This is a genomic window from Paraburkholderia sp. GAS333, from assembly GCF_050435665.1.
In the GTDB taxonomy this organism is placed as follows: Bacteria; Pseudomonadota; Gammaproteobacteria; order Burkholderiales; family Burkholderiaceae; genus Paraburkholderia; species Paraburkholderia fungorum_A.
The window spans coordinates 324,391-344,191 of the sequence record NZ_JBNDKS010000004.1 but is presented as its reverse complement, the minus strand read 5'-3'; the positions used below and the strand labels follow the sequence as shown (position 1 = coordinate 344,191).

Genomic DNA, 19,801 nt, shown 5'->3' with positions numbered 1-19,801 from the left:
GGGGTGTACCGATGCCGCAGCAAGCCTGACGCGGCTTGCTCGGGTTTTTGTGCGACGCTCAACCCGGTGTCCGTCTTGAATCAAGCTTCGCCCTCCCTCGTTTTGCCTCACGCGGTCCCGACACTGCGGCCCTCGGCGTGTCCGGGGCTGCTGCGCATCGTCGCCGCGCGCGATGGCGGGATCTGCCGGATCAAGCTGCCTGGCGGCGTATTGAGCGCGGCGCAGGCCGAGGTTATCGCAGGCGCGAGCGCACGGCACGCGGCCGGGGTGGTTGAGTTGACCAATCGCGCGAATTTGCAGGTGCGCGGGGTGCGTAGCGGGCACGAAGCGGCGTTGATCGAGGCGCTGGTGGGTGCGGGGCTTGGGCCTGAGCCTATGTCGGGGGGGAGCGTGGCCGTTAATGCGAGCGCCGCTTCCGCCGACGATGTCCGCAACGTGATGATCAGCCCCGCCGCCGGACGCGATCCCGCGGCCCTGGTCGATACGACGCAGCTGTGTGCCGAACTGCTCGCGCTGCTGCAAAGCGACACGCGGTTTGCAGCGTTGTCGCCGAAATTCGCGTTGCTGCTGGATGGCGGTGAGCGGCTGGCGCGGGTCGATCATCCGCATGATGTGTGGATCGCGGCGTCGCAGGGTGTCGAGGGTGTGCGGTTCGTGTTCGGGTTGGCGGGATGCCCGCCGGAGGCTTCGGCTTCGGCTTCGGCTTCGGCTTCGGCTTCGGCTTCGGCTTCGGCTTTTCAAAGCGTAGCTGCGCCTGAACCGCAGCAAGTCGGGCGGCTTAACAAAGGCACAGGCCCATTAGCCGCCGTATCGCCCGCGCAAGTCCCGGCTCTCGTGCGAGCGCTGCTGCACACCTTCCTCGACCTCGCCGCCGACGACGCCACCCGCATGCGTCACCTGCTCGCCACCCATGCCGTCGATGCCATCCTGCAGCACGCCCAGACCTACGTCGACTTCCCGCTCTCACGCGACGCGTCGCTCGCCGGCTGGCAACGCAGCACGCCAGCCGACGCCGGCCTTCGCCTCGGCGCGCATCCGCAATGCAAGTTGGGAACATGGCACGCAGGCGGCCAACCGCCGCTCGGCCGCGTCGATGCCGATACCTTGCGCGCCCTCGCCTTGCTCGCGCGCCAGCACAACACCGGCATCCTGCACATCACCCCGTGGCAAAGCGTGCTGCTTCCCGACCTCGCGACCGACACCGTGCCCGCCGTGCTAACCGCACTGAACGCGCTCGGCCTCGCCTGCGACCCGTCGCAGCCGATCACGCGTCTGATCGCGTGCGCCGGGTCGAGCGGCTGCGCAAAAAGTCTCGCGGACACCAAAGCCGACGCGCAGCAACTCGCCGCGCAACTGCCCGCGGGCGTCGAAGTGCACCTCAGCGGCTGCCCGCGATCCTGCGCGGCCGCGCATTGCGCGCCCTACACGCTGCTGGCGGTTGCGCCCGGCAGCTACGACCTTTATCGACGCGACGACAGCGGATCCGGTTTCGGCCGCTGCGTCGCGCACCAACTGACGATCCAACAGGCCGCCGACACGCTCGCGCGCCTGGCCCGGAGTAACACTGATGCTTGAATACATACGCGACGGTCAGGAGATCTATCGCCAGTCGTTCGCGACGATCCGCGCGGAGGCCGACCTGTCGCGCATTCCCGCCGACCTCGAAAAACTCGCGGTGCGCGTGATCCACGCATGCGGGATGGTCGACGTGATCGACGATCTGCAATTTTCCGCCGATGCCGGCACCGCAGGCCGCGTCGCCCTCGCTCAAGGCGCGCCGATTCTGTGCGACGCGGGCATGGTCGCGCAGGGCATCACGCGAGCCCGGCTGCCCGCGGGCAACGAAGTGATCTGCACGCTCACGCAGCCGGACGTCCCCGCGCTCGCCCGCGAACTTGGCAATACGCGCTCGGCTGCCGCGCTCGAATTGTGGCGTCCGCATCTGGCGGGCAGCGTCGTCGTGATCGGCAATGCGCCGACCGCGCTGTTTCATCTGCTCGACATGCTCGATGCCGGCGCGCCAAAACCCGCGCTGATCCTCGGCTTTCCGGTGGGTTTTATCGGCGCGGCCGAATCGAAGGCGATGCTCGCGCAGGACAGTCGCGGCGTGCCCTTCGTCGTCGTGAACGGCCGGCGCGGCGGTAGCGCGATGGCTGCCGCGGCCGTCAATGCGCTCGCAACGGAGGTCGAATAAATGGCGGTGCAAGGACGTTTGCTCGGACTCGGCGTCGGCCCCGGCGACCCCGAACTCATCACGCTGAAGGCGCTGCGTTTGCTGAAAGCGGCACCCGTGGTCGCGTATTTCGTCGCCAAGGGGAAAAAGGGCAACGCGTTCAGCATCATCGAAGCGCATTTGCACGAGGCGCAGCAGCATCTGCCGCTGGTTTATCCGGTGACGACCGAGGCGCTCGAACCGCCGCTGTCGTATGAAGCGATCATTGCCGACTTCTACGACACCGCCGCAGGCGTCGTGTCCGCGCATCTCGACGCGGGTCGCGACGTGGCGGTGATCTGCGAAGGCGATCCGTTCTTCTACGGCTCGTACATGTACCTGCACGACCGGCTCGCGGCGCGCTACGACAGCGAAGTCGTGCCCGGCGTCTGCTCGATGCTCGGCGGCGCGGCGGTGCTCGGTGCGCCGCTGGTGTATCGCAACCAGAGCCTGTCGGTGTTGTCGGGCGTGCTGCCAGAGGAAGATTTGCGCCGCCGTCTCGCCGATGCCGACGCTGCCGTGATCATGAAACTCGGCCGCAATTTCGACAAGGTGCGGCGCGTGCTTGGCGAGCTTGGCCTCGCGAAACGTGCGCTTTACGTCGAACGCGCGACGATGGGCAATCAGCGCATCGTGCCGCTCGCGGACGTCGATCCGATGGCGTCGCCGTATTTTTCGCTGCTCGTCGTGCCGGGGGAAAAATGGCAAGGATGACGGCAGCGCCCGCCATCGTGATTCTCGGCGCGGGCGCGTTGGAGACTGCCCGGCGCATTCAGGCTTTGTATCGCGGACGTGGTGCGGGCGAAGGTGAACGACTCGCAGCCGAGGCTGATGTCGCGAAGACCGCAGGCGATGCGCACGCGAGTCATCTGGAAGGCGTAGCAAATGCCAGCGGCTCTGCTGCTGCTTCGAACCCCGCGTCTGCGAATCCCGCTGCTCCGCTGGCAAGCGCCGCTTGCCAGATCCACGCACTGCAAGGCCGTGTCGAGGCCGATGTCGGCTATACCGAACTCGGCGCGCATCTGTGCGAACTCTACGCACGCGGCACACCGATCGTCGCCTTGTGCGCAGCGGGCATCGTGATTCGCTGCCTCGCGCCGATGCTGTCGAACAAGGGCGTCGAGCCGCCGGTGCTCGCCGTCGCCGAAGACGGCAGCGCGGTCGTGCCGTTGCTCGGCGGACTCGCCGGCGTCAACGTGATGGCGCGCGAAATCGCCGCTGCTCTGGCCGTGGCGCCCGCCATCACGACTAGCGGCGAACTGCGCTTCGGCACCTGCGTGCTCAATCCGCCCGAAGGTTATGCACTCGCCGATATCGGGCAAGGCAAGCGCTTCGTGTCGGATCTGCTGGCGGGCGAGAGCACGCGCATCGAAGGCGACGCGCCCTGGCTCGACGACGCGCGGCTGCCGCGCTCAGAAAACGCCCGCCTCGCGATTCGCGTGACGCCGCGTGTATGGGACGGGCGTGAAGATGACCTGGTGATTCATCCGCGCAGTGTGGTTGCTGCGGTGACGGGGTTTGCAGATGCCGCTGACCGCATCGCTGCCCGCGTCCGCGATTCGCTCGATGCACACCGTCTCGCGCCGCTATCGCTCGCAGCCCTGCTGATTTCGCTGGAACACGCGTCGAACCCCGCGTTCGCTGAAGCCGCCGCGCTGCTCGACGTGCCGTTGCGCTTCACGCAGACTCGCGCTGAAGACAACGCAACGCCCGCCAGCCTCCTGCAAGCAGCCCTGCGCGTGCCGTACGAAACGCTGGACGACGACGCAGCGACAGGCATCGCGCTTGCCCTCACCCCGCTCGCGATCGATCCGCACACGATTGGCCGCGCACGAGGCCGCCTGACCGTGATCGGTCTCGGCCCCGGCAGCGCCGATCTGATGGTCCCCGCGGCCCGCGCCGCGCTCGACGAAGCCACCGACATCCTCGGCTACGACACCTACGTGAAAATGGCCGGCCCGTTGCGCGCGAGCCAGCGGGTGCACGGCACCGACAATCGCGAGGAAATGCAGCGCGCGCGGCACGCGTTCGATCTGGCGAGCGAAGGACGTTCGGTGGTGATGGTGTCGTCGGGCGATCCAGGCGTGTTCGCGATGGCCGCAGCGGTGCTCGAAGCGCTCGACGAGGACGCGTCGCAAGCGTCGCAACACCCCGCCTGGTCGGCGGTCGAACTGAAGATCCTGCCGGGTGTGTCGGCGGCGATGGCGGCGGCGGCCCAGGCAGGCGCACCGCTCGGCCACGACTTCTGCATGCTGTCGCTGTCCGACAACCTGAAGCCGTGGTCGATCATCGAAAGACGTCTGCGGCACGCGGCCGATGCCGATCTGGTGATGGCCTTCTACAACCCGATTTCGCGCGCGCGTCCGTGGCAACTGGATAAAGCGCTGGATATCGTGCGGGAATATCGCTCCGCGCAAACGGTGGTGGTGCTCGGGCGCGACGTGGGCCGCCCCGGCGGCACGCGGCGCACGCTGACGCTCGGTGAGCTGCGTTCGTCCGATGTGGATATGCGGACGATGGTGATCGTCGGATCGTCGACGACGCGGCGGTTCGGCAAAGGCACGCTCGACGGTGACGAGTGGGTGTACACGCCGCGCTGGTACAAGTGAAAGCCTGAGCCGACGCAGGTCGGCTCAGGCCCGACGCAAGCGCATCAAGCCTGACGACTCAAGCCGCCACCTTCAGATCCTCGATTGCCCGCTGCCTTACCCCGAGGTCGTCCCACAGTTCCGGGTGGCACGTGAACACCAGGATCTGGTGCCGCGTCGCCGCATCGATCAGCGCGCGCTTGATCGCATCGCGACGCGCGGCATCGGTATGCACGGCGGCGTCGTCGAGCATCAGCAAGGTCGGCCTGCCCGACGCCTTCAAGAGGTCCGCATACGCCAGCCGCGTCAGAATGCCAAGCTGCTCGCGCGTGCCGAAACTCAGCGCGTCGAGCGTGTCGGCGCGACCATGGCGATCCAGCGTCGCGGGACTCAGATCGTCGCCGAGCGCAATGCTCGACTGCGGGAAAATCCGCTTCAGATAGTGCCCAAGCCGCTCGGTCAACGGCGCGCGCAATTGCGCGACCGCCGCGTCGCGTTCATCGACCAGCACCTCGTCCAGCAGACTCAACGCGCTCGCGCGCAGGCTCAGTTCGTCCTTGCGACGCGTGGCCTGCTCGACCTGAGCCTCCAGCGCCGCGAGACGTTCACCGAGGCCCGACGCGCCGACCGTCTCCAGTTGACTGCGCAACTGCGCGATCCGCACCTGCCGTTCGTGCTGCTCGCCACGCGCCAGTTCCGCCGATGCGCGATAGCGTTTCGCCTCGGCCGCCGGATCGTCGAGACGCACCGCTTCCAGTTCGCGCTCGCGTCCTTCGCGCTGCTTGCGCAACGCGTCGACCTGCACCCGCTGCTCGACGATTTTCGTCTGCCATTGCGTGCGGTTGCTGCGATACGCGGCGTCGCTCAATTGCGCTTCCTTGCGCTGCAATTGAGCGGCGAGCGAGTCGGCGGTGGCGATGCCGGTCGAGCGTTTTTCCGCCGCCTGCGCGAGCACCTTGCGGGCGGCCTCCAATGCGTCGCGCGCGATCTCCGCGTTACGCCGCGCTTCGTCGAGCGGCAATGCGGCGGACACATCGGGCAAACCCGCGAGCCGTTCATTCGACGCCTGCAAGCGAGCCGCCGCCGACGCGAGCGCCGCACGCAAAGCCTCGATGCCCTGCGGCGCATGCACGTCGAGAATCTTCGCCTGGCTTTTCTGCTGCGCAATCGACGCTTTCCACTTCTCGTGACGCGCCTGCGCGTCGCTGACCGATGTCACGCCGAGCGCCTGCAACAACTGGGCATGCGCAGCTTCGAGCGACGCCAGTTCGGACAATTGCGCGGATAGATCGGAGACGCCCGGAATCACGCGCAATTCGCCGAGTTCGCCGAGCTGGATCAGCTTTTCTTCGTCGACACGCAGCGTGCCGCGGCCAATGGTTTGCGCGCCGTTGATCGTCAACGAGCCGTTCAGGCTGTATTCGATGCGCGTCATCGCCGCTTCGGTGCGCGCGCGCAACACGGTCAACTCGCCGTCGAGCACAACGAGCCGCTTCAGTTTCGCCTCGTCGATTTCAAGCGATGCCGCTTCGCGCGTCGCCTCGATCACAGCTTCGTTCGCTTTGTCCGCCGCAGCAATCGACGCCTCCAGCCGCTCGCTCTCGGTGCGATAAAAACCGCTCTGGCTGCGCAGATCGGCGGCCGTCACCGCCGCGTTCGCGAGTTCGAGCGCGCGGTTGGCCTCCGCGGATGCCTGGTCGAATTGCGCCGCGCCGCTCGCCGCCTGCGCGTGTTCGGTCTGCGCTGCGGCTACTTCGGCCCGCGCCTGATCGAGTTGCAGACGTTCGCGCGCAACTGCAGTTTCGAGTTCGACCGCGCCCTGCTCCTGTTGCAACGACAACGCCAGTTCGGCCTCGCTCACCTGCAACGACTGCGCGAGCCCCTGCACACTGCGTTCGAGTTCGGCGGCTGCGTCGGCGCGTTGCTGCGCCAGCACGGCCTTCTGTTCGTGAAGCTCCCACGGACGCTTGCGCTGCGTATCGTCGAAGGTTTCCTGCAACGACGCGAGCCGCGCGATGTTCTCGTCGAACTGCTGACGCTGCTGCTCAAGCCCGTTGCGATCGTCGATCAGCCGGGTGAGGGTCGCTTCGGCTTCGGCCAGCGGGCCGGTCGCCTTCTGCGTGCGCGCCGTCAGCAGTTGACGCAACTCGCGCTGCACGACGGCGATCAACGCATCCTCGCCCGCCGATTCGCTGCTGCCCGACAACTGCGATAACGCATCGCGCAGATATTGCGCCGCGTGTCCGGTGGAGTCGCGCACTTCCTGCGTGCCGCCCTGCTGCACCCACAGCAAACCCGGCACGCCCGCGTTTTCGGCCTTCAACGGCCCGCGCGCCGCCCGCGAGAAACCCAGCAACGCGGCGAGCTTGTCCTCGGCTTCGTCTTCGCCGAACACCGCCTGACCGATCCGCAACTCGCAGCGCTGCCGCGTGACGAATTGCTTCGACAAGCGGCACGCGGCGCCATCCAGATTGAAGCTGACTTCGACCGACGGCTGACCGCTCGCTTTGCCCCAAGGCAGCAGATCCTTCAGATGCGAGGCCTTGTAGCGTTCGAGAAACACCGCGCGTATGGCTTCGGCAATCGTGCTCTTGCCCGCTTCGTTCGGACCGGTGAAAAGATTCAGCCCCGGCTGCAGATCGTCGATGACGATCCGTCCGCTGAACTGCTTGAACTCCTGAATCGCGATACTTTCCAGCTTCATTCAAACCTCTTCATGCGGATGCGGACGTGGAGCCGCGCGGCAATTCACGTTGAAAACGCGCCAGAAGCAACAACGCCTCGGCCGCGCGCCGGACCTGCTGCGGATCGGACTGCGGGTCTTCCTGCAGACCGCGCAGACGCGCCACCACTTTCGCCAGATAACCGCTTTGCGCGCCAAGTTCGGCGAGGTCGTCGGCGGTGGGCAGCACTTGCAGGCCGCTCAGATCGACCCGCAGCGCCCGCACGCGTGCGCGGGCTTCTTCGACCGCAACGTGGATCGCTTCGGCGTCCGCCAATGCGGTCGTGCCGCTCACGCTCAACCGCAGCACGTCGTGGCTGCTCAACGCAGCGAGGCGCGCTTTCAGTGCATCGACATCGGTCGACACGGAGATCGTTTCATCCCATCTGTGCCATTGATATTGGCCGACCCGCACCGCTTCGACCTGCGGCACGGCGCCCGGCTCGCTCAGCGTGACGTCGAGCATGAAGCCCGGGTCGTTCGCGCGGAAACGGTCCTGCTCGTGCGTGCCCGCGTACCACGTGCGTTCGTCGACGCGAAAATGGCCGTGCCAGTCGCCCAACGCGAGATAGTCAAGACGCGCGCTTTGCGCACGCGTCGGCGCAATCGGATTCGACGAGTCGATCCCTTCCTGCAGAATGCCGCTGACGCTGCCGTGCGCCAGCCCGATGCGGTGATAGCCGGCCGGCGTTTCGGTGGTGTCGAAGAAGCCGGTGGTGTCGTCGTAGGTGATGCGTTGCGTGAGCGGCGCGCACAGCAGCGCGCAACGGCTTTCTTCCAGCAGAACGACGCCGGGTTCGAGCGCGAGCCGCACATTCGGCGTCACGCAATTGAGACGCTGCGCGCGAGTCCAGACGCTCTCGACGAGCGCCGCGTCGTGATTGCCCGGCAGCATGATCCACGGCCCGGAAAACGCCTGCAACGCACCGAACAGACGGCGGATCACGGTATCGGAAACCGTTTGCAGATCGAATACGTCGCCCGCGACCAGCACGGCGTCGACCTTGCGCGCGGCCGCTTCTTCGGCGATACGGCGCACCGTGTCGAAACGCGCCTGCGCGAGATGGGCGGCTTCATCCGGCTCGAACTGGCCGAATTGCGTGCCGATCTGCCAGTCTGCGGTGTGCAGAAACCTGATCACTGTGCCTCCAGTCTGTTCAATTGCATCGTTGCTTCCTGCATCGCGGGAACTGCATGGCGCATGCGGCCTCACAGTCTGACCGTGGATGTTACCGTGCTCACGCGGCAAAGATAGTCCCGTCATGGTCGCCATACAGGCACAACCCAAGCCCGACCCAGACACGACCAAGGGCGCGAGGCCACGCCAGCGGCGCTACACTCGCGTTTGCTGGCCGTGCGCCGAGCGATGCGCAACGATTCCCGCGATCCAACCGGTCGCCCCAACCCGCCGCCGATGAACAAGACACTCGAACTGAAGAAGGCCAAGCGCACGCCGTTACTGCTGCTGCTCGCGGCCGCATGCATTTTCGTCGTGACCGCGTTCATGCCGCGCGGCTTCTGGGTGGACGGCATCAAGGCGGTCGCCGAGGCGGCGATGGTCGGCGCGCTGGCCGACTGGTTCGCGGTGGCGGCGCTGTTCCGGCGCGTGCCGATCCCGCTCGTCTCCGCGCACACGGCGATCATCCCGAAGAACAAGCACAAGATCGCCGACAACCTCGCGGTGTTCGTGCAGGACAAATTTCTCGACGTGCCGTCGCTGGTCGGGCTGATCCAGAAACACGATCCGGCGCAAAGCATCACGAAGTGGCTGAGCGAACCGGCCAACACCGCACGCCTGGGCGACTACGTCGTCAGGCTGACCGGCGGGATTCTCGAATTGACCGACGACGTGCGCATCCAGGTTTTCATCAAGGACGCATTGCGCGACGTGCTCGGCAAGGTGGATCTGTCGCAATCGATGGGCGCGATTCTCGACACGCTGACCCGCGACGGCCGTCATCAGGAATTGCTCGACGCCGGCATCGAACAGGTCGTCGCGCTGCTGCGCGAAGCGCCGGCGCGCGAGTTCATCGCCGAACGTATCGTCGACTGGGTGAAAAGCGAATATCCGAAGATGGAAAAGATCCTGCCGTCCGCGTGGCTCGGAGAGAAAGGCGCGGAAGCCATCGCGAATGCGGTGAACCGGATGCTTGAACAGATCAGCGAGAACCCGACGCATCAGCTCCGGCAGAAATTCGACGAGGCGGCGCAAAAGCTGATCGTCAAGCTCAAGACCGATCCCGCATTCCTGCAACAGGGCGAGGAACTGAAGCGCTATCTCGTCGAAGGCGACGCGTTCAGCGCCTACGTGAAAGACATGTGGGGCGAATTGCGCGGGTGGCTCAAGCGCGACCTGCAAAGCGCCGATTCGGCGCTGCATGCACGTGTGATGGCGATGGGCCAGTGGGTCGGCCGCGAACTCGCGAACGACGCGGCGCTGCGTCAGTCGCTGAACGACCATCTCGAAGACGCGGCGCGCGCAATGGCGCCGGACTTTGCCCAATTCCTCACGCGGCACATCAGTGATACGGTGAAGAACTGGGACTCGCGTGAGATGTCGCGGCAGATCGAACTGAACATTGGTAAGGATCTGCAATACATCCGCATCAACGGGACGATTGTCGGCGGATTTATCGGGCTGCTGCTGTATGCCAGCTCGCAACTGTTCGAGTTGTTGCGCCTGCACATCGGCTCATAAGCCGATTGAGCATCCCGCTAACAAGCGAGCTTCCGTAAGGCCGCGCATCAGCTTCGCATCAGCCAAAGCGCCTACAATTCGGGCATAGGTTTTGCTGAGGCGCTCTTGCCCGGACGACACCGTTGCATCCGCGTGCGGTTTGCATAAAGAACGACAGCGCTCCTCATTCGAAAAGTGTGTTCATGAAAATATCGTTACCGCCGCCGCATGGGCGTCCGAACCGCGTCTACCCGCCGGGCACGCCGAGCCTGCACGGTCTCGCGTCGGTCATTACCGGCGTGGTGGTGGTGTGCGGGCTTTATTTCGCGCGCGAGGTGCTGATTCCGATCACGCTGTCGGTGATGCTGAGCTTCCTGCTCGCGCCGCTCGTGCAGATGCTGCGGCGCTTTCACATGGGGCAGTTGCCGTCCATTTTCATCGCGGTGCTGTTTGCGCTGGCGTCGTTGCTGGCGGTCGGCGCGCTGATCGGCGCGCAACTGGTGCAACTGGCCGGCGATCTGCCGCAGTATCAGGTGGCGATCGAGCAGAAGATCGAAACGATTCAGGAAAAGACCGTAGGCCGCGCCGACTCGCTGATGAGCCGCGCCGCCGCGACCTTGCAACGCGTCGCGCCGTCCAAGCCGAATCCGCCGCGCCCGACTGGCCGTGCCGCGCGTAATGCGCCTGCGGTGCCGCAGCCGGTGGAAGTCCACGAGCCTGCGCCGACGCCGATGCAGCTTGCACAGCGCGCGTTGTCGCCGGCTATTGCGCCGATCGAGACGACCTTCATCGTGCTGGTCGTGACGATCTTCATTCTTCTGCAACGCGAGGATTTGCGCGACCGGCTGATCAGCCTGTTCGGCTCGCGCGATCTGCACCGCACCACCACCGCGATCAACGACGCCGCTGTGCGGCTCTCGCGCTACTTCGTCGCGCAACTCGGCGTGAATCTGAGCGCGGGCGGGACCATCGCGATCGGGCTGGCGATCATCGGCGTGCCGGGCGCGCTGCTGTTCGGCGTGATTGCCGCGCTGCTGCGTTTTGTGCCGTATATCGGCATCTGGATCGCGGCGATTCTCGCGGTCTTTCTTGCCGCCGCGATCCAGCCGCAATGGACGATGGCGGTGTATACGCTGATCCTTTTTATCGTCGTCGACGTGGTCGCGGGGCAGATTGCCGAGCCGCTGCTGTACGGTCATCGCTCGGGGCTGTCGCCGCTCGCGGTGGTCGTTGCTGCGATCTTCTGGAGCTGGCTGTGGGGGCCGATTGGCCTCGTGCTGTCCACCCCGCTGACGCTGTGTGTGGTCACGCTAGGCCGCTATGCCGACCGGCTGAACTTCCTCACGGTGCTGCTCGGCGATCAGCCTGCGCTCACGCCCGCGCAGAACTTTTATCAGCGGCTGCTCGCGGACGATCCGCACGAGGCGATCGTGCAGGCCGAGCGCTTGCTGCGCGAGATGTCGCTGATCGATTACTACGACAACGTCGCGCTCGAAGGCCTGAAGCTGGCCCGCAACGACGCGATGCGCGGGGTGCTGATGCCTGACCAGTTGCAGCGGATCAACGACGCGCTGGTCGATATCGTCGAGAACCTCGAAATCGCGGATGGATTGCCGGACCGGCTGACGCGCAGCGAGCCTGCGGATACCGCGAGTGCGCTGCTGGCGTCGGCATCGGCGGATCTGTCGGAGCAGCACGACAGCCATATCGCGGCACGTTCGCGCGAGCAGCAGGAGAGCGCGAAATCGTCGGTGCTGTGCGTGCCCGGACGCGGCGCGTTCGACGAAGTCACGACCGCGATCGCGGTGCAACTGCTCGGCCGCCACGGACTCGCGCCGATGATGGCCACCCACTCCGGCTATCGCAGCGCGCGCGCCGACGAGCCGAGCTTCAAGGACACACCGATCATCTGCATCGTCTCGCTCGATGCGCCGGAGTCGCCGCCGTATCTGCGTAACATGCTGCGACGCACGCGCGAATGGCGGCCACGGGCGACGCTGGTGGTCGGCGTTGGCGGCTTGACTGAAGGCGGCGCGGAGTTGGGCGCGACTGGCGCGTCGCATGCTGCGCCGAGTTTTCGCGCGATGATCGAGGAATGCCAGGTCGCGGTGGGTGCGCAGCATGGGCGGGTGGCGGCGCAGGTGGGGGGTGGGGATTAGGGCGTACCGGTTTTCCCGGAGGAAGTGCAAAAGCCGCGAGCGCGTCAGCGCATCGCGGCTTTTTTAATGCCTGATTCGCCACTTCAATTTCCAGACATGCATCCCCGTTGTACCCAAAATGAGGACAGCGCTTCTCACCTACTGCCGCATACTTTCTCCATCGATTCACGCCGCGTCGCATCCAGAACCTGAACAATATTCGCCGGCATGCAATCCTCAGCATCGAAAAACAGCAACCATCGGAGACACTGGTGAGCCGCCCCTTCAAGCCCTATCCCTTTTCGCCGCGCCACTACGTCGGCGAGGTGCCGCCGCTAGTCGGGGCACACGACCCTGAAAAACGCGCGGTAGCAATTGTCGGCGGCGGCCCGGTCGGGCTGACGCTCGCACTCGCGCTGGCTCGCCAGAACGTGCGCTCGGTGCTGATCGAAGCCGACGACAGCGTATGCACCGGTAGCCGCGCCATCTGCATTTCGCGGCGCAGTCTGGAGATATTCAAACGCCTTGGCGTGGTCGACGGCTTTCTGCAAAAAGGTCTGCCGTGGACCGGCGGCCGCAGCTTCTATCGCGACGCCGAAGTGTTCCGTTTTGCGATGCATCAGGATGACGAGCAGTCGTTGCCGCCGATGATCAACATCGCCCAATACCAGATCGAGCAGTTGCTGCTCGACGAGGTTGAAAAGCGCCCGGATCTGATCGGGATCCGCTGGCAAACACGGGTGACGGGCATCGAGCAGAAGCCCGAAGGCGGCGCCGCACTTGTGCTGCAAACCGGCGACATCGGCTGGACGATGGACGCGGACTGGGTCGTCGCGTGCGACGGCGGACGCAGCACGATCCGCGACGCGCTCGGTTTGAAGCTGACTGGCACGACCTACGAAGGCCGCTACGTGATCGTAGACATCGAACTGGACAGCGCGCGCGCCACCGAACGTCTCGCGTATTTCGATCCGCCATCGAATCCCGGCTCGACCGTGCTCGTGCACAAACAGCCGGACAACGTGTGGCGCATCGACTACCAGTTGCGCGACGACGAAGACCCCGACGCCGCCATCGCCCCCGAAAACGTGATGCCGCGCGTGCAAAGCCTGCTCGACTCCATGGGCGAAACCGGCGCGTGGTCGCCAATCTGGATCACCGTCTACAAAGCCAATGCGTTGACGCTCGAACGATACCGGCACGGCTCGGTACTCTTCGCGGGCGACGCCGCGCATCTGGTGCCGATCTTCGGCGTGCGCGGCGCGAATTCCGGCATCGACGATGCCGATAATCTCGGCTGGAAACTCGGATGTGTCGTCAACGGCACGGCGTCGCCGGGTTTGCTCGATAGCTACAGCGACGAGCGCGTATTCGCCGCGCGCGAAAATCTGAGTTACGGAATGAAGAGTACGGAGTTCATGGCGCCCCCGTCGTTCGCCTTCGACCTGATGCGCACCGCCGTGCTTGGGCTCGCCGGGAAGCACGCGACCGTGCGTCCGCTGATCAATCCGCGGCAGACGCATGCGATCGCGTACCTGAATTCGCCGCTGTACGCGGCGACGGACGACACGTTCAGTGGAGGCCCGAAGCCTGGCACCGTGCTGCCGGAATGCCGGCTGCTCAGGCGCGCGGACGACGGTACGAACACCGCGATCCATCTGACGGATCTTCTCGGTCCGTGCTTCACTGCGCTGCGCTTCGATGACGAAACCGCGCAAGACGACGCGTGGCTGCAATTGCAACGAACATTGGCAGACCGGCGTATCAAGTTGCAGACGGTGAAGCTGACAAAAATCGACATGCCCAACATGACATGCCCACATGCAATCGATCAAACCGGCCGCCTGCACGAGATGTTCGACGCCACACCCGGCACCGTCTACCTGATCCGGCCCGACGGTCATGTGCTTGCCCGCTGGCGCAACGGCAATGCGCAAACCGTACTGCACACGCTGACCGCTACGCTGGCTTGCCAATAATCCGACGGATCGAACGCATTAGAAAGGACCTCACCTCATGACCGATAGCGATCTCGACCTCGTCTACACGACGCTCTGTCAAACCCTCACCGCCGAAGGCGAAGCGCAAGCCCCGCTTTATCTCGCACGCCTCGCGCTGCTCTGTATGACTGAACTCGACGACCCGCAACGGGCATTGTCGTTGATCGAAGCGGCGAAATTGCCTGCGTCGACGGAAGTCGCGGCAGTCGCTGCGGGAGCGCCGTAACAAGCAAAAAGCCGCCGTGCAGCAATTGCACAGCGGCTTCGCGACCCATCCTCAACCTTCAACCAGTTACGCCGGATACAACCCCAACGTCCGCGCATGCAAACGCGCGAGACCGAGCAGCGCATCCGTGAACGGCGTCGGCACGTGCGTCAGTTGCCCGAGTTCGCGCACCGCACCGACCAGCGCATCCAGTTCGATCGCCTTGCCTGCCTGCACGTCCTGCAACATCGACGTTTTCATCGCGCCGAGCTTGAGCGTGACTTCGTGACGATCCGCCGGGTCCTGATCGATCGGAATGCCGAAACGTGCGCCGATTTCCTTGGCCTCCAGCATGATGTTCGTCACGAAACCTCGTACGAGTTCATCGCCGAGAATCCGGTCGGTCGTCGCGCCGGTGATCGCGCTGACCGGGTTCATCGTCATGTTGCCCCACAGTTTGTACCAGACGTCGCGCTGGATCTGCGCAGACATCGTCGCGTTGAAGCCCGCTGCGACCAGTGCCGCCGTCAGCGCCTCGACGCGTGCGCTCGGCTGCCCCGACGCCTCGCCGAGAATCAACCCGTTGCCCTGATGATGCCGTATCACGCCAGGCGCATCGACGAGACAGCTTGCATGCACCACACAGCCGACTGTCTGCGCGCCCGGAATGGCCGCGGCAATCGCGCCGTCGGGATCGATCGACTTCAATCGCTGGCCCGCGAAGTCGCGCCCGAGTCCGTCGCAGAACCACCATGGCACGCCGTTCATCGCCGTCAGCACGATGGTTTCCGGGCCGAGCAGCGGCGCAATTTGCGCGGCCACCGACGCCATCGCCGGCCCCTTGACCGCGACCACGACGAGATCCTGCACGCCGAGGTCCGCAGGCTTTTCGCTGGCGTTCACCTTCACCGTGCGCGTGACATCGCCTTCGATCAACCGCAAGCCGTCACGTTGCAACGCGGCAAGCGTCGCGCCTCTCGCCACCACGCCCACTTCGTGACCGGCCTGCGCGAGCCGCACGCCCATCCAGCCGCCAATCGCGCCCGCGCCGTAAATAACCACTTTCATCGCTTCGATCCTTGAACTTGTAGTCAGTGAATTCGCTGTCAATCCCGGTAGCTTGCGTCGATGCGATCCACGCGCCGCACCAGCGCATCGAACACATCCTGCCCGGCGCCGTGACGCGGGTCGAACTGCAACGCGTCGCGCGAACAGCGAATCGCCACCTCTTCCTGCACGGGCCGCGCGCGTCCCATCGAGAACGTCGCCATCTGGATTTCGCACGCGCGATTGAGCGTCCACAACACCGCAAAAGTTTGCGGCAACGTGTGGCCCCACGCAAGCAGCCCATGATTGCGCAGGATCACCGCCTGTTTATCGCCGATATGTTCGAGCAGACGCGGCCCCTCTTCCGCATGCACGGTGATGCCCTCGAAATCGTGATACGCGATACGGTCGTGCAATTGTGCGCTGTAGAAATTGGTCTGCTGCAAGCCGTCTTCCAGACATGCGACGGCCACGCCCGCCGTGGTGTGCGTGTGCATGACGCAGTGCGCGTCCGGCAAGCCTTCGTGAATCGCCGCATGCACGACGAACCCCGCCGGATTCACCGGATACGGCGAGTGATCGAGCACCCGACCGTGCGCGTCGATCTTCACGAGATTGCTTGCGGTCACTTCGCTGTAGTGCAGTCCGAACGGATTGATCAGGAACTGCCGCTCGCCACCGCTCACGCTGGCGGGAACGCGCAACGTGATGTGGTTGTAGATCATCTCGGTCCAGCCGAGCATGTCGAAAATCCGGTAACACGCGGCCAGTTGCACGCGTGCCTCCCATTCGTCCGGGTGCATCGCGTGATGCTTTTGCGGGCTCGCCGGTTGTGGTTCGAGGGTGCTCATCAACGTCTCCATGTTTATAGTCTCGCGAGCCCGGGTGCGGGCCTTATGCGCCCGACACCACCGCCGCGATCGACGACGCCACATAACCGGCGTTGCGTGCATTCAGGCCCGCCACGCACATGCGCCCCGAGCGCAGCACATACACCGCGTATTCGCTGCGCAAGCGCTCGACCTGTGATTCGCTCAACCCGGTGTAGGTGAACATGCCGCGCTGTGCGACGTAACGCTCGCGCATCACTTCATCGACCCGGCCCGCGAGCCCCGCGTGAATCGTGCCGCGCATGGTAAGAATGCGCTCGCGCATGGTGGCGAGTTCGCTTTCCCATGACGCGCGCAGCGTCGAATCAGCGAGCACGTTGGCGACGAGCCGCGCGCCGTGCGTGGGCGGATTGCTGTAGTTCGCACGTACCGCCGACATCAATTGTCCCTGCACGCGCCCCGCCTCTTCCGCGCTTTTGCACACCACGCTCAACGCACCGCAGCGCTCGCCATACAGCGAGAAGTTCTTCGAGAACGAATTCGCGACGATCATCGGCACGCCTGCGTCGGCGAGCAGACGCACGCAGGCGGCGTCTTCTTCGAGACCCGCGCCGAAACCCTGGTACGCCATATCGACGAACGCCATCAGCTTGCGGCGCTGCAAGACAGGCACCAGTTCCGTCCATTGCGCCGGACTCAGGTCGACGCCAGTCGGGTTATGGCAGCACGCGTGCAGCAGCACGACGCTCTGTTCCGGGAGACCCGCGATCGTGTCGATCATGTCGGCGAAACGCAGGCCGCCCGTTTGCGCGTCGTAGTACGGATAGGTGTTGACCGTCAGCCCTGCACCTTCGAACACGACGCGATGATTTTCCCAACTCGGATCGCTGATCCACATCTGCGAGCCGGGGAAATAGCGCTTCAGGAAGTCCGCGCCGACCTTCAGCGCACCCGATCCGCCCAGCGTTTGCAGTGTGGCGATGCGGCCTGCGGCACGCGCTTCGTTATGTTCGCCGAACACCAGCGCCTGCGCGGTGTCGCGATAGAGCGGCAAGCCCGCCATCGGCAGATACGAGCGCGGGCCGATCGAATCGAGCAACGCGGTCTCGGCACGGCGCACGGCGTCCATCACGGGCAGCTTGCCGGCATCGTCGAAATAGATGCCGATGCTCAAGTTGACCTTGTTGGGCCGGGGGTCCAGTTGGAAGTCTTCGTTCAGGCTCAGAATCGGGTCGCCTGGGTACGCGGGAATGTGGTCGAACATGACAAGTCCTTGAATGCGGGCTTCGGCCAAAACGGTCGCGAAGCTGTTTTGATGCTGTCTCTATGCGATTTTAATGTGGGCTGACCGGCTGGCGGCGTTGAACCGGCCAGCGATTGCAGATCCTCGTGCGACTGGGAAGTCTAAGCGCGTTTGGCCGTACGCGTCGATTTGCACGAGTGTCGGTCAACGTCGCTTTGCACACAATCAATCGATTTTTCACGATTGTTAAGTTTTTCTTTAGAATCGAACGATGCCACTCACTCGCGTCACCATCCGTCAATTCGAGGCGTTTCTCGCCATCGTCGATCTGCATAGTATCGGCGCGGCGGCGGAGCGGCTCGGGCTGACTTCGTCGGCGGTCAGCCAGTTGCTGGCCGACCTCGAAACGGAACTCGGTTTTCGCCTGTTCGACCGGACCACGCGGCGCGTCAATCTGTCGAGCGCGGGGCAGGACTTTCTGTCGTCGGCGGAATCGGTGTTGCGCTACGTGCGCGCCGCCGCGCAATCCGCCGACGATATCCGCAATCGCGCGGCGGGTATCGTGCGGGTGGGCGCGCCGCTGGTGCTGGCCGCCACCGCGTTGCCCGCCGCGATCGCCGACTATGCGCGCGACAAACCGAAGGTGGTGGTGCGTATCTGCGATACGGTGGTCGAGCAACTGGTGGAGCGAGTCGAAAGCGGCGACGTCGATCTCGCCATCGGCCCCGACCGGCAAAGCGGCACACGCGTGCGCTGCGAACCGGCGTTCGCCAGTCCGTGGGTGATGTGGTGCGCGCCGACGCATCCGCTCAACACGCGACGTCGCGTGCAGTGGCAGCATCTGCGCGATGTGCCGATTGTCGCCACGGGCCGCGATCACGAACGCGCGGTCGGGCAAATGCTCGCCAATCTCCCGGTGGAGGCCCGCATCATTCCGGTGGATGTGGTGGACAACGTCACCACGGCTTTCGGGCTCGCCGCACAGGGACTGGCCGTCACGCTCGCGCCGGCCTACGTCGCGCCGCTCGCGCGCACGTTCGGGCTGATGATGAAGCGCATCGTCGATCCTGAAACGATCCGCGAAGTCTGCGTGTATCGCTCGACGGAGCGCGCGCTGTCGCCGCCCGCCGACGGCTTCGCGGAATTCATCGCACCGTGGCTGAAGCGTTGGGATCGCGAAACGCAGGCTTTTGCGCGGCAGCGCAATAAAAACGGCAGCCCGGAATGACGGCTTAGGTTCGCTCCGGCGTCGAGCACAGCGCGAACAACTGCCGCTGATTCGAAATGCCGAGCCGCGCATAAGCGCGTTTCTGATACGTGACGACACTCGCCGGTTTGACGCCCATTCGCAGCGCGATTTCAGCAGCGCTCGCGCCTTCCAGCACACCGCGCAGCACATCGAGTTCGCGCGGCGTGAGCGCCGGACATGCCCGCCGAACCCGCGACAGCATCGCCACCGACGGTCCCTGCTGATGCTGTCCATTAAGTGCGTAGTGGCTTTTAGCGGCGTGCGCGAACAGATGCGCGACGCTCTCAACCTGTTCGAGTTCGCGCGGCGCAAAGTTGCCGTATGCGCTGTCACGATAGAAATTGATCGACAGCCAGACGCCGTCGACGGGTTGCGCAAGTAAGGACAGCCGGTCCGATACATTGGGCTGCGCGTAACAGGCCGCGCGATACGCTTCGTTTTCGATCTCCGCGCTTTGCTGTTGATGCAACACCAGCGTGTCGCGAGATTGCGTGCCCGACGTGCGGCCGATAATCGCCCGATTGCCGTCGAGTGCATAAAAGTGCGTGGCGTAACGCTCGGCGACGTCGCGCAAAAAGCGGCCGCCGCGATGATCCGCCGCCGACACCGTACGCGGCCGCGCGTCGAATTCATAGGCGAATACGGTGCATTGCGAAACCGGCAGCGTATCGCCGACGGTTGCCAGCATGCTTGCCGCGAGCGCATCGGCGTCGGCATGCGAGATCGCCATGACGAGATCGGTCGCACGCGAGGTGCTGATCTGTGCGCTGCGGTTAGGTGGAGCGATGCGCCATGAACGCATGATGGGATTCTTCGGCTCGCGCTGCGTGGATTGATTCCGGCAAGCGTAGCACAGCGGCACTTGCGCAATCGGCGGCCGGAATGCCGCC

At 64.9% G+C, this 19,801-nt stretch carries 15 protein-coding genes; 9 read left to right on the top strand and 6 right to left on the bottom strand.

Features of this window, described 5'->3' with window-relative positions; all coding sequences use genetic code 11:
* The first annotated feature begins 66 nt into the window (after nt 1-66).
* The 4 genes from cobG to cobJ are packed head-to-tail and all read left to right on the top strand — an operon-like array spanning nt 67 to nt 4,821.
* Entirely contained in the window at nt 67-1,575 is a 1,509-nt protein-coding gene (gene cobG / locus ABH945_RS23530; protein WP_429252093.1) for a precorrin-3B synthase, read from the top strand.
* Entirely contained in the window at nt 1,568-2,194 is a 627-nt protein-coding gene (locus tag ABH945_RS23525; RefSeq protein ID WP_074768794.1) for a precorrin-8X methylmutase, read from the top strand. The genes cobG and ABH945_RS23525 overlap by 8 nt, the downstream gene beginning before the upstream one ends.
* A complete protein-coding gene (locus tag ABH945_RS23520) occupies nt 2,195-2,926 on the top strand; it encodes a precorrin-2 C(20)-methyltransferase (RefSeq protein WP_074768796.1) in 732 nt (243 codons plus the stop codon).
* Nucleotides 2,923-4,821: a precorrin-3B C(17)-methyltransferase gene (cobJ, locus tag ABH945_RS23515; RefSeq protein ID WP_429252294.1), complete on the top strand. Its 1,899-nt coding sequence runs from the start codon at nt 2,923-2,925 to the stop codon at nt 4,819-4,821. Before ABH945_RS23520 ends, cobJ begins: the two co-directional genes overlap by 4 nt.
* A gap of 58 nt (nt 4,822-4,879) precedes the next feature.
* Here cobJ and ABH945_RS23510 read toward each other — a convergent pair whose 3' ends face one another.
* On the bottom strand, nt 4,880-7,504 hold the full coding sequence (locus tag ABH945_RS23510) for an AAA family ATPase (RefSeq protein ID WP_429252092.1): 2,625 nt from the start codon (nt 7,502-7,504) through the stop codon (nt 4,880-4,882).
* 10 nt (nt 7,505-7,514) lie between these two features.
* Complete coding sequence (locus tag ABH945_RS23505) at nt 7,515-8,663, bottom strand: metallophosphoesterase family protein (protein WP_429252091.1); 1,149 nt, start codon at nt 8,661-8,663, stop codon at nt 7,515-7,517.
* 273 nt (nt 8,664-8,936) lie between these two features.
* Here ABH945_RS23505 and ABH945_RS23500 point away from each other — a divergent pair, with 273 nt between their 5' ends.
* The 4 genes from ABH945_RS23500 (at nt 8,937) to ABH945_RS23485 (ending at nt 14,563) form a co-directional block, all read left to right on the top strand.
* On the top strand, nt 8,937-10,220 hold the full coding sequence (locus tag ABH945_RS23500; protein WP_074771115.1) for a DUF445 domain-containing protein: 1,284 nt from the start codon (nt 8,937-8,939) through the stop codon (nt 10,218-10,220).
* A 182-nt stretch (nt 10,221-10,402) separates the two neighbouring features.
* Nucleotides 10,403-12,358 carry an AI-2E family transporter gene (locus ABH945_RS23495; RefSeq protein WP_429252090.1) on the top strand — a complete coding sequence of 652 codons (1,956 nt, stop codon included), beginning with the start codon at nt 10,403-10,405 and terminating at the stop codon, nt 12,356-12,358.
* 251 nt (nt 12,359-12,609) lie between these two features.
* Nucleotides 12,610-14,316: an FAD-dependent oxidoreductase gene (locus ABH945_RS23490; RefSeq protein ID WP_429252089.1), complete on the top strand. Its 1,707-nt coding sequence runs from the start codon at nt 12,610-12,612 to the stop codon at nt 14,314-14,316.
* A 37-nt stretch (nt 14,317-14,353) separates the two neighbouring features.
* On the top strand, nt 14,354-14,563 hold the full coding sequence (locus tag ABH945_RS23485; protein ID WP_429252088.1) for a hypothetical protein: 210 nt from the start codon (nt 14,354-14,356) through the stop codon (nt 14,561-14,563).
* Nucleotides 14,564-14,629: 66 nt separating this feature from the next.
* On the opposite strand, the gene ABH945_RS23480 is transcribed toward ABH945_RS23485, so the two are convergent.
* The 3 genes from ABH945_RS23480 to ABH945_RS23470 are packed head-to-tail and all read right to left on the bottom strand — an operon-like array spanning nt 14,630 to nt 17,683.
* Nucleotides 14,630-15,610 (bottom strand): 2-dehydropantoate 2-reductase, encoded by a 981-nt coding sequence (locus ABH945_RS23480; RefSeq protein ID WP_429252087.1) that lies wholly within the window; start codon nt 15,608-15,610, stop codon nt 14,630-14,632.
* Between the two features lie 38 nt (nt 15,611-15,648).
* The gene (locus tag ABH945_RS23475; protein WP_429252086.1) at nt 15,649-16,440 is read right to left on the bottom strand and encodes a class II aldolase/adducin family protein; all 792 of its coding nucleotides are present in this window, start codon (nt 16,438-16,440) and stop codon (nt 15,649-15,651) included.
* A 43-nt stretch (nt 16,441-16,483) separates the two neighbouring features.
* Nucleotides 16,484-17,683: an aromatic amino acid transaminase gene (locus ABH945_RS23470; protein WP_429252085.1), complete on the bottom strand. Its 1,200-nt coding sequence runs from the start codon at nt 17,681-17,683 to the stop codon at nt 16,484-16,486.
* A 250-nt stretch (nt 17,684-17,933) separates the two neighbouring features.
* Here ABH945_RS23470 and ABH945_RS23465 point away from each other — a divergent pair, with 250 nt between their 5' ends.
* Complete coding sequence (locus tag ABH945_RS23465; RefSeq protein WP_429252084.1) at nt 17,934-18,890, top strand: LysR family transcriptional regulator; 957 nt, start codon at nt 17,934-17,936, stop codon at nt 18,888-18,890.
* A 4-nt stretch (nt 18,891-18,894) separates the two neighbouring features.
* Here ABH945_RS23465 and ABH945_RS23460 read toward each other — a convergent pair whose 3' ends face one another.
* Nucleotides 18,895-19,713 carry a helix-turn-helix transcriptional regulator gene (locus tag ABH945_RS23460; protein ID WP_429252083.1) on the bottom strand — a complete coding sequence of 273 codons (819 nt, stop codon included), beginning with the start codon at nt 19,711-19,713 and terminating at the stop codon, nt 18,895-18,897.
* Nucleotides 19,714-19,801 lie beyond the last annotated feature (88 nt).

Bases quoted from the DNA above. Each gene is read 5' to 3' on its own strand.
- ABH945_RS23510 (WP_429252092.1), bottom strand. From the start codon at position 7,504: ATGAAGCTGGAAAGTATCGCGATTCAGGAGTTCAAGCAGTTCAGCGGA.
- ABH945_RS23465 (WP_429252084.1), top strand. From the start codon at position 17,934: ATGCCACTCACTCGCGTCACCATCCGTCAATTCGAGGCGTTTCTCGCC.
- ABH945_RS23470 (WP_429252085.1), bottom strand. From the start codon at position 17,683: ATGTTCGACCACATTCCCGCGTACCCAGGCGACCCGATTCTGAGCCTG.
- ABH945_RS23460 (WP_429252083.1), bottom strand. From the start codon at position 19,713: ATGCGTTCATGGCGCATCGCTCCACCTAACCGCAGCGCACAGATCAGC.
- ABH945_RS23500 (WP_074771115.1), top strand. From the start codon at position 8,937: ATGAACAAGACACTCGAACTGAAGAAGGCCAAGCGCACGCCGTTACTG.
- ABH945_RS23495 (WP_429252090.1), top strand. From the start codon at position 10,403: ATGAAAATATCGTTACCGCCGCCGCATGGGCGTCCGAACCGCGTCTAC.
- ABH945_RS23485 (WP_429252088.1), top strand. From the start codon at position 14,354: ATGACCGATAGCGATCTCGACCTCGTCTACACGACGCTCTGTCAAACC.
- cobJ (WP_429252294.1), top strand. From the start codon at position 2,923: ATGACGGCAGCGCCCGCCATCGTGATTCTCGGCGCGGGCGCGTTGGAG.
- ABH945_RS23475 (WP_429252086.1), bottom strand. From the start codon at position 16,440: ATGAGCACCCTCGAACCACAACCGGCGAGCCCGCAAAAGCATCACGCG.
- ABH945_RS23525 (WP_074768794.1), top strand. From the start codon at position 1,568: ATGCTTGAATACATACGCGACGGTCAGGAGATCTATCGCCAGTCGTTC.
- ABH945_RS23480 (WP_429252087.1), bottom strand. From the start codon at position 15,610: ATGAAAGTGGTTATTTACGGCGCGGGCGCGATTGGCGGCTGGATGGGC.
- ABH945_RS23520 (WP_074768796.1), top strand. From the start codon at position 2,195: ATGGCGGTGCAAGGACGTTTGCTCGGACTCGGCGTCGGCCCCGGCGAC.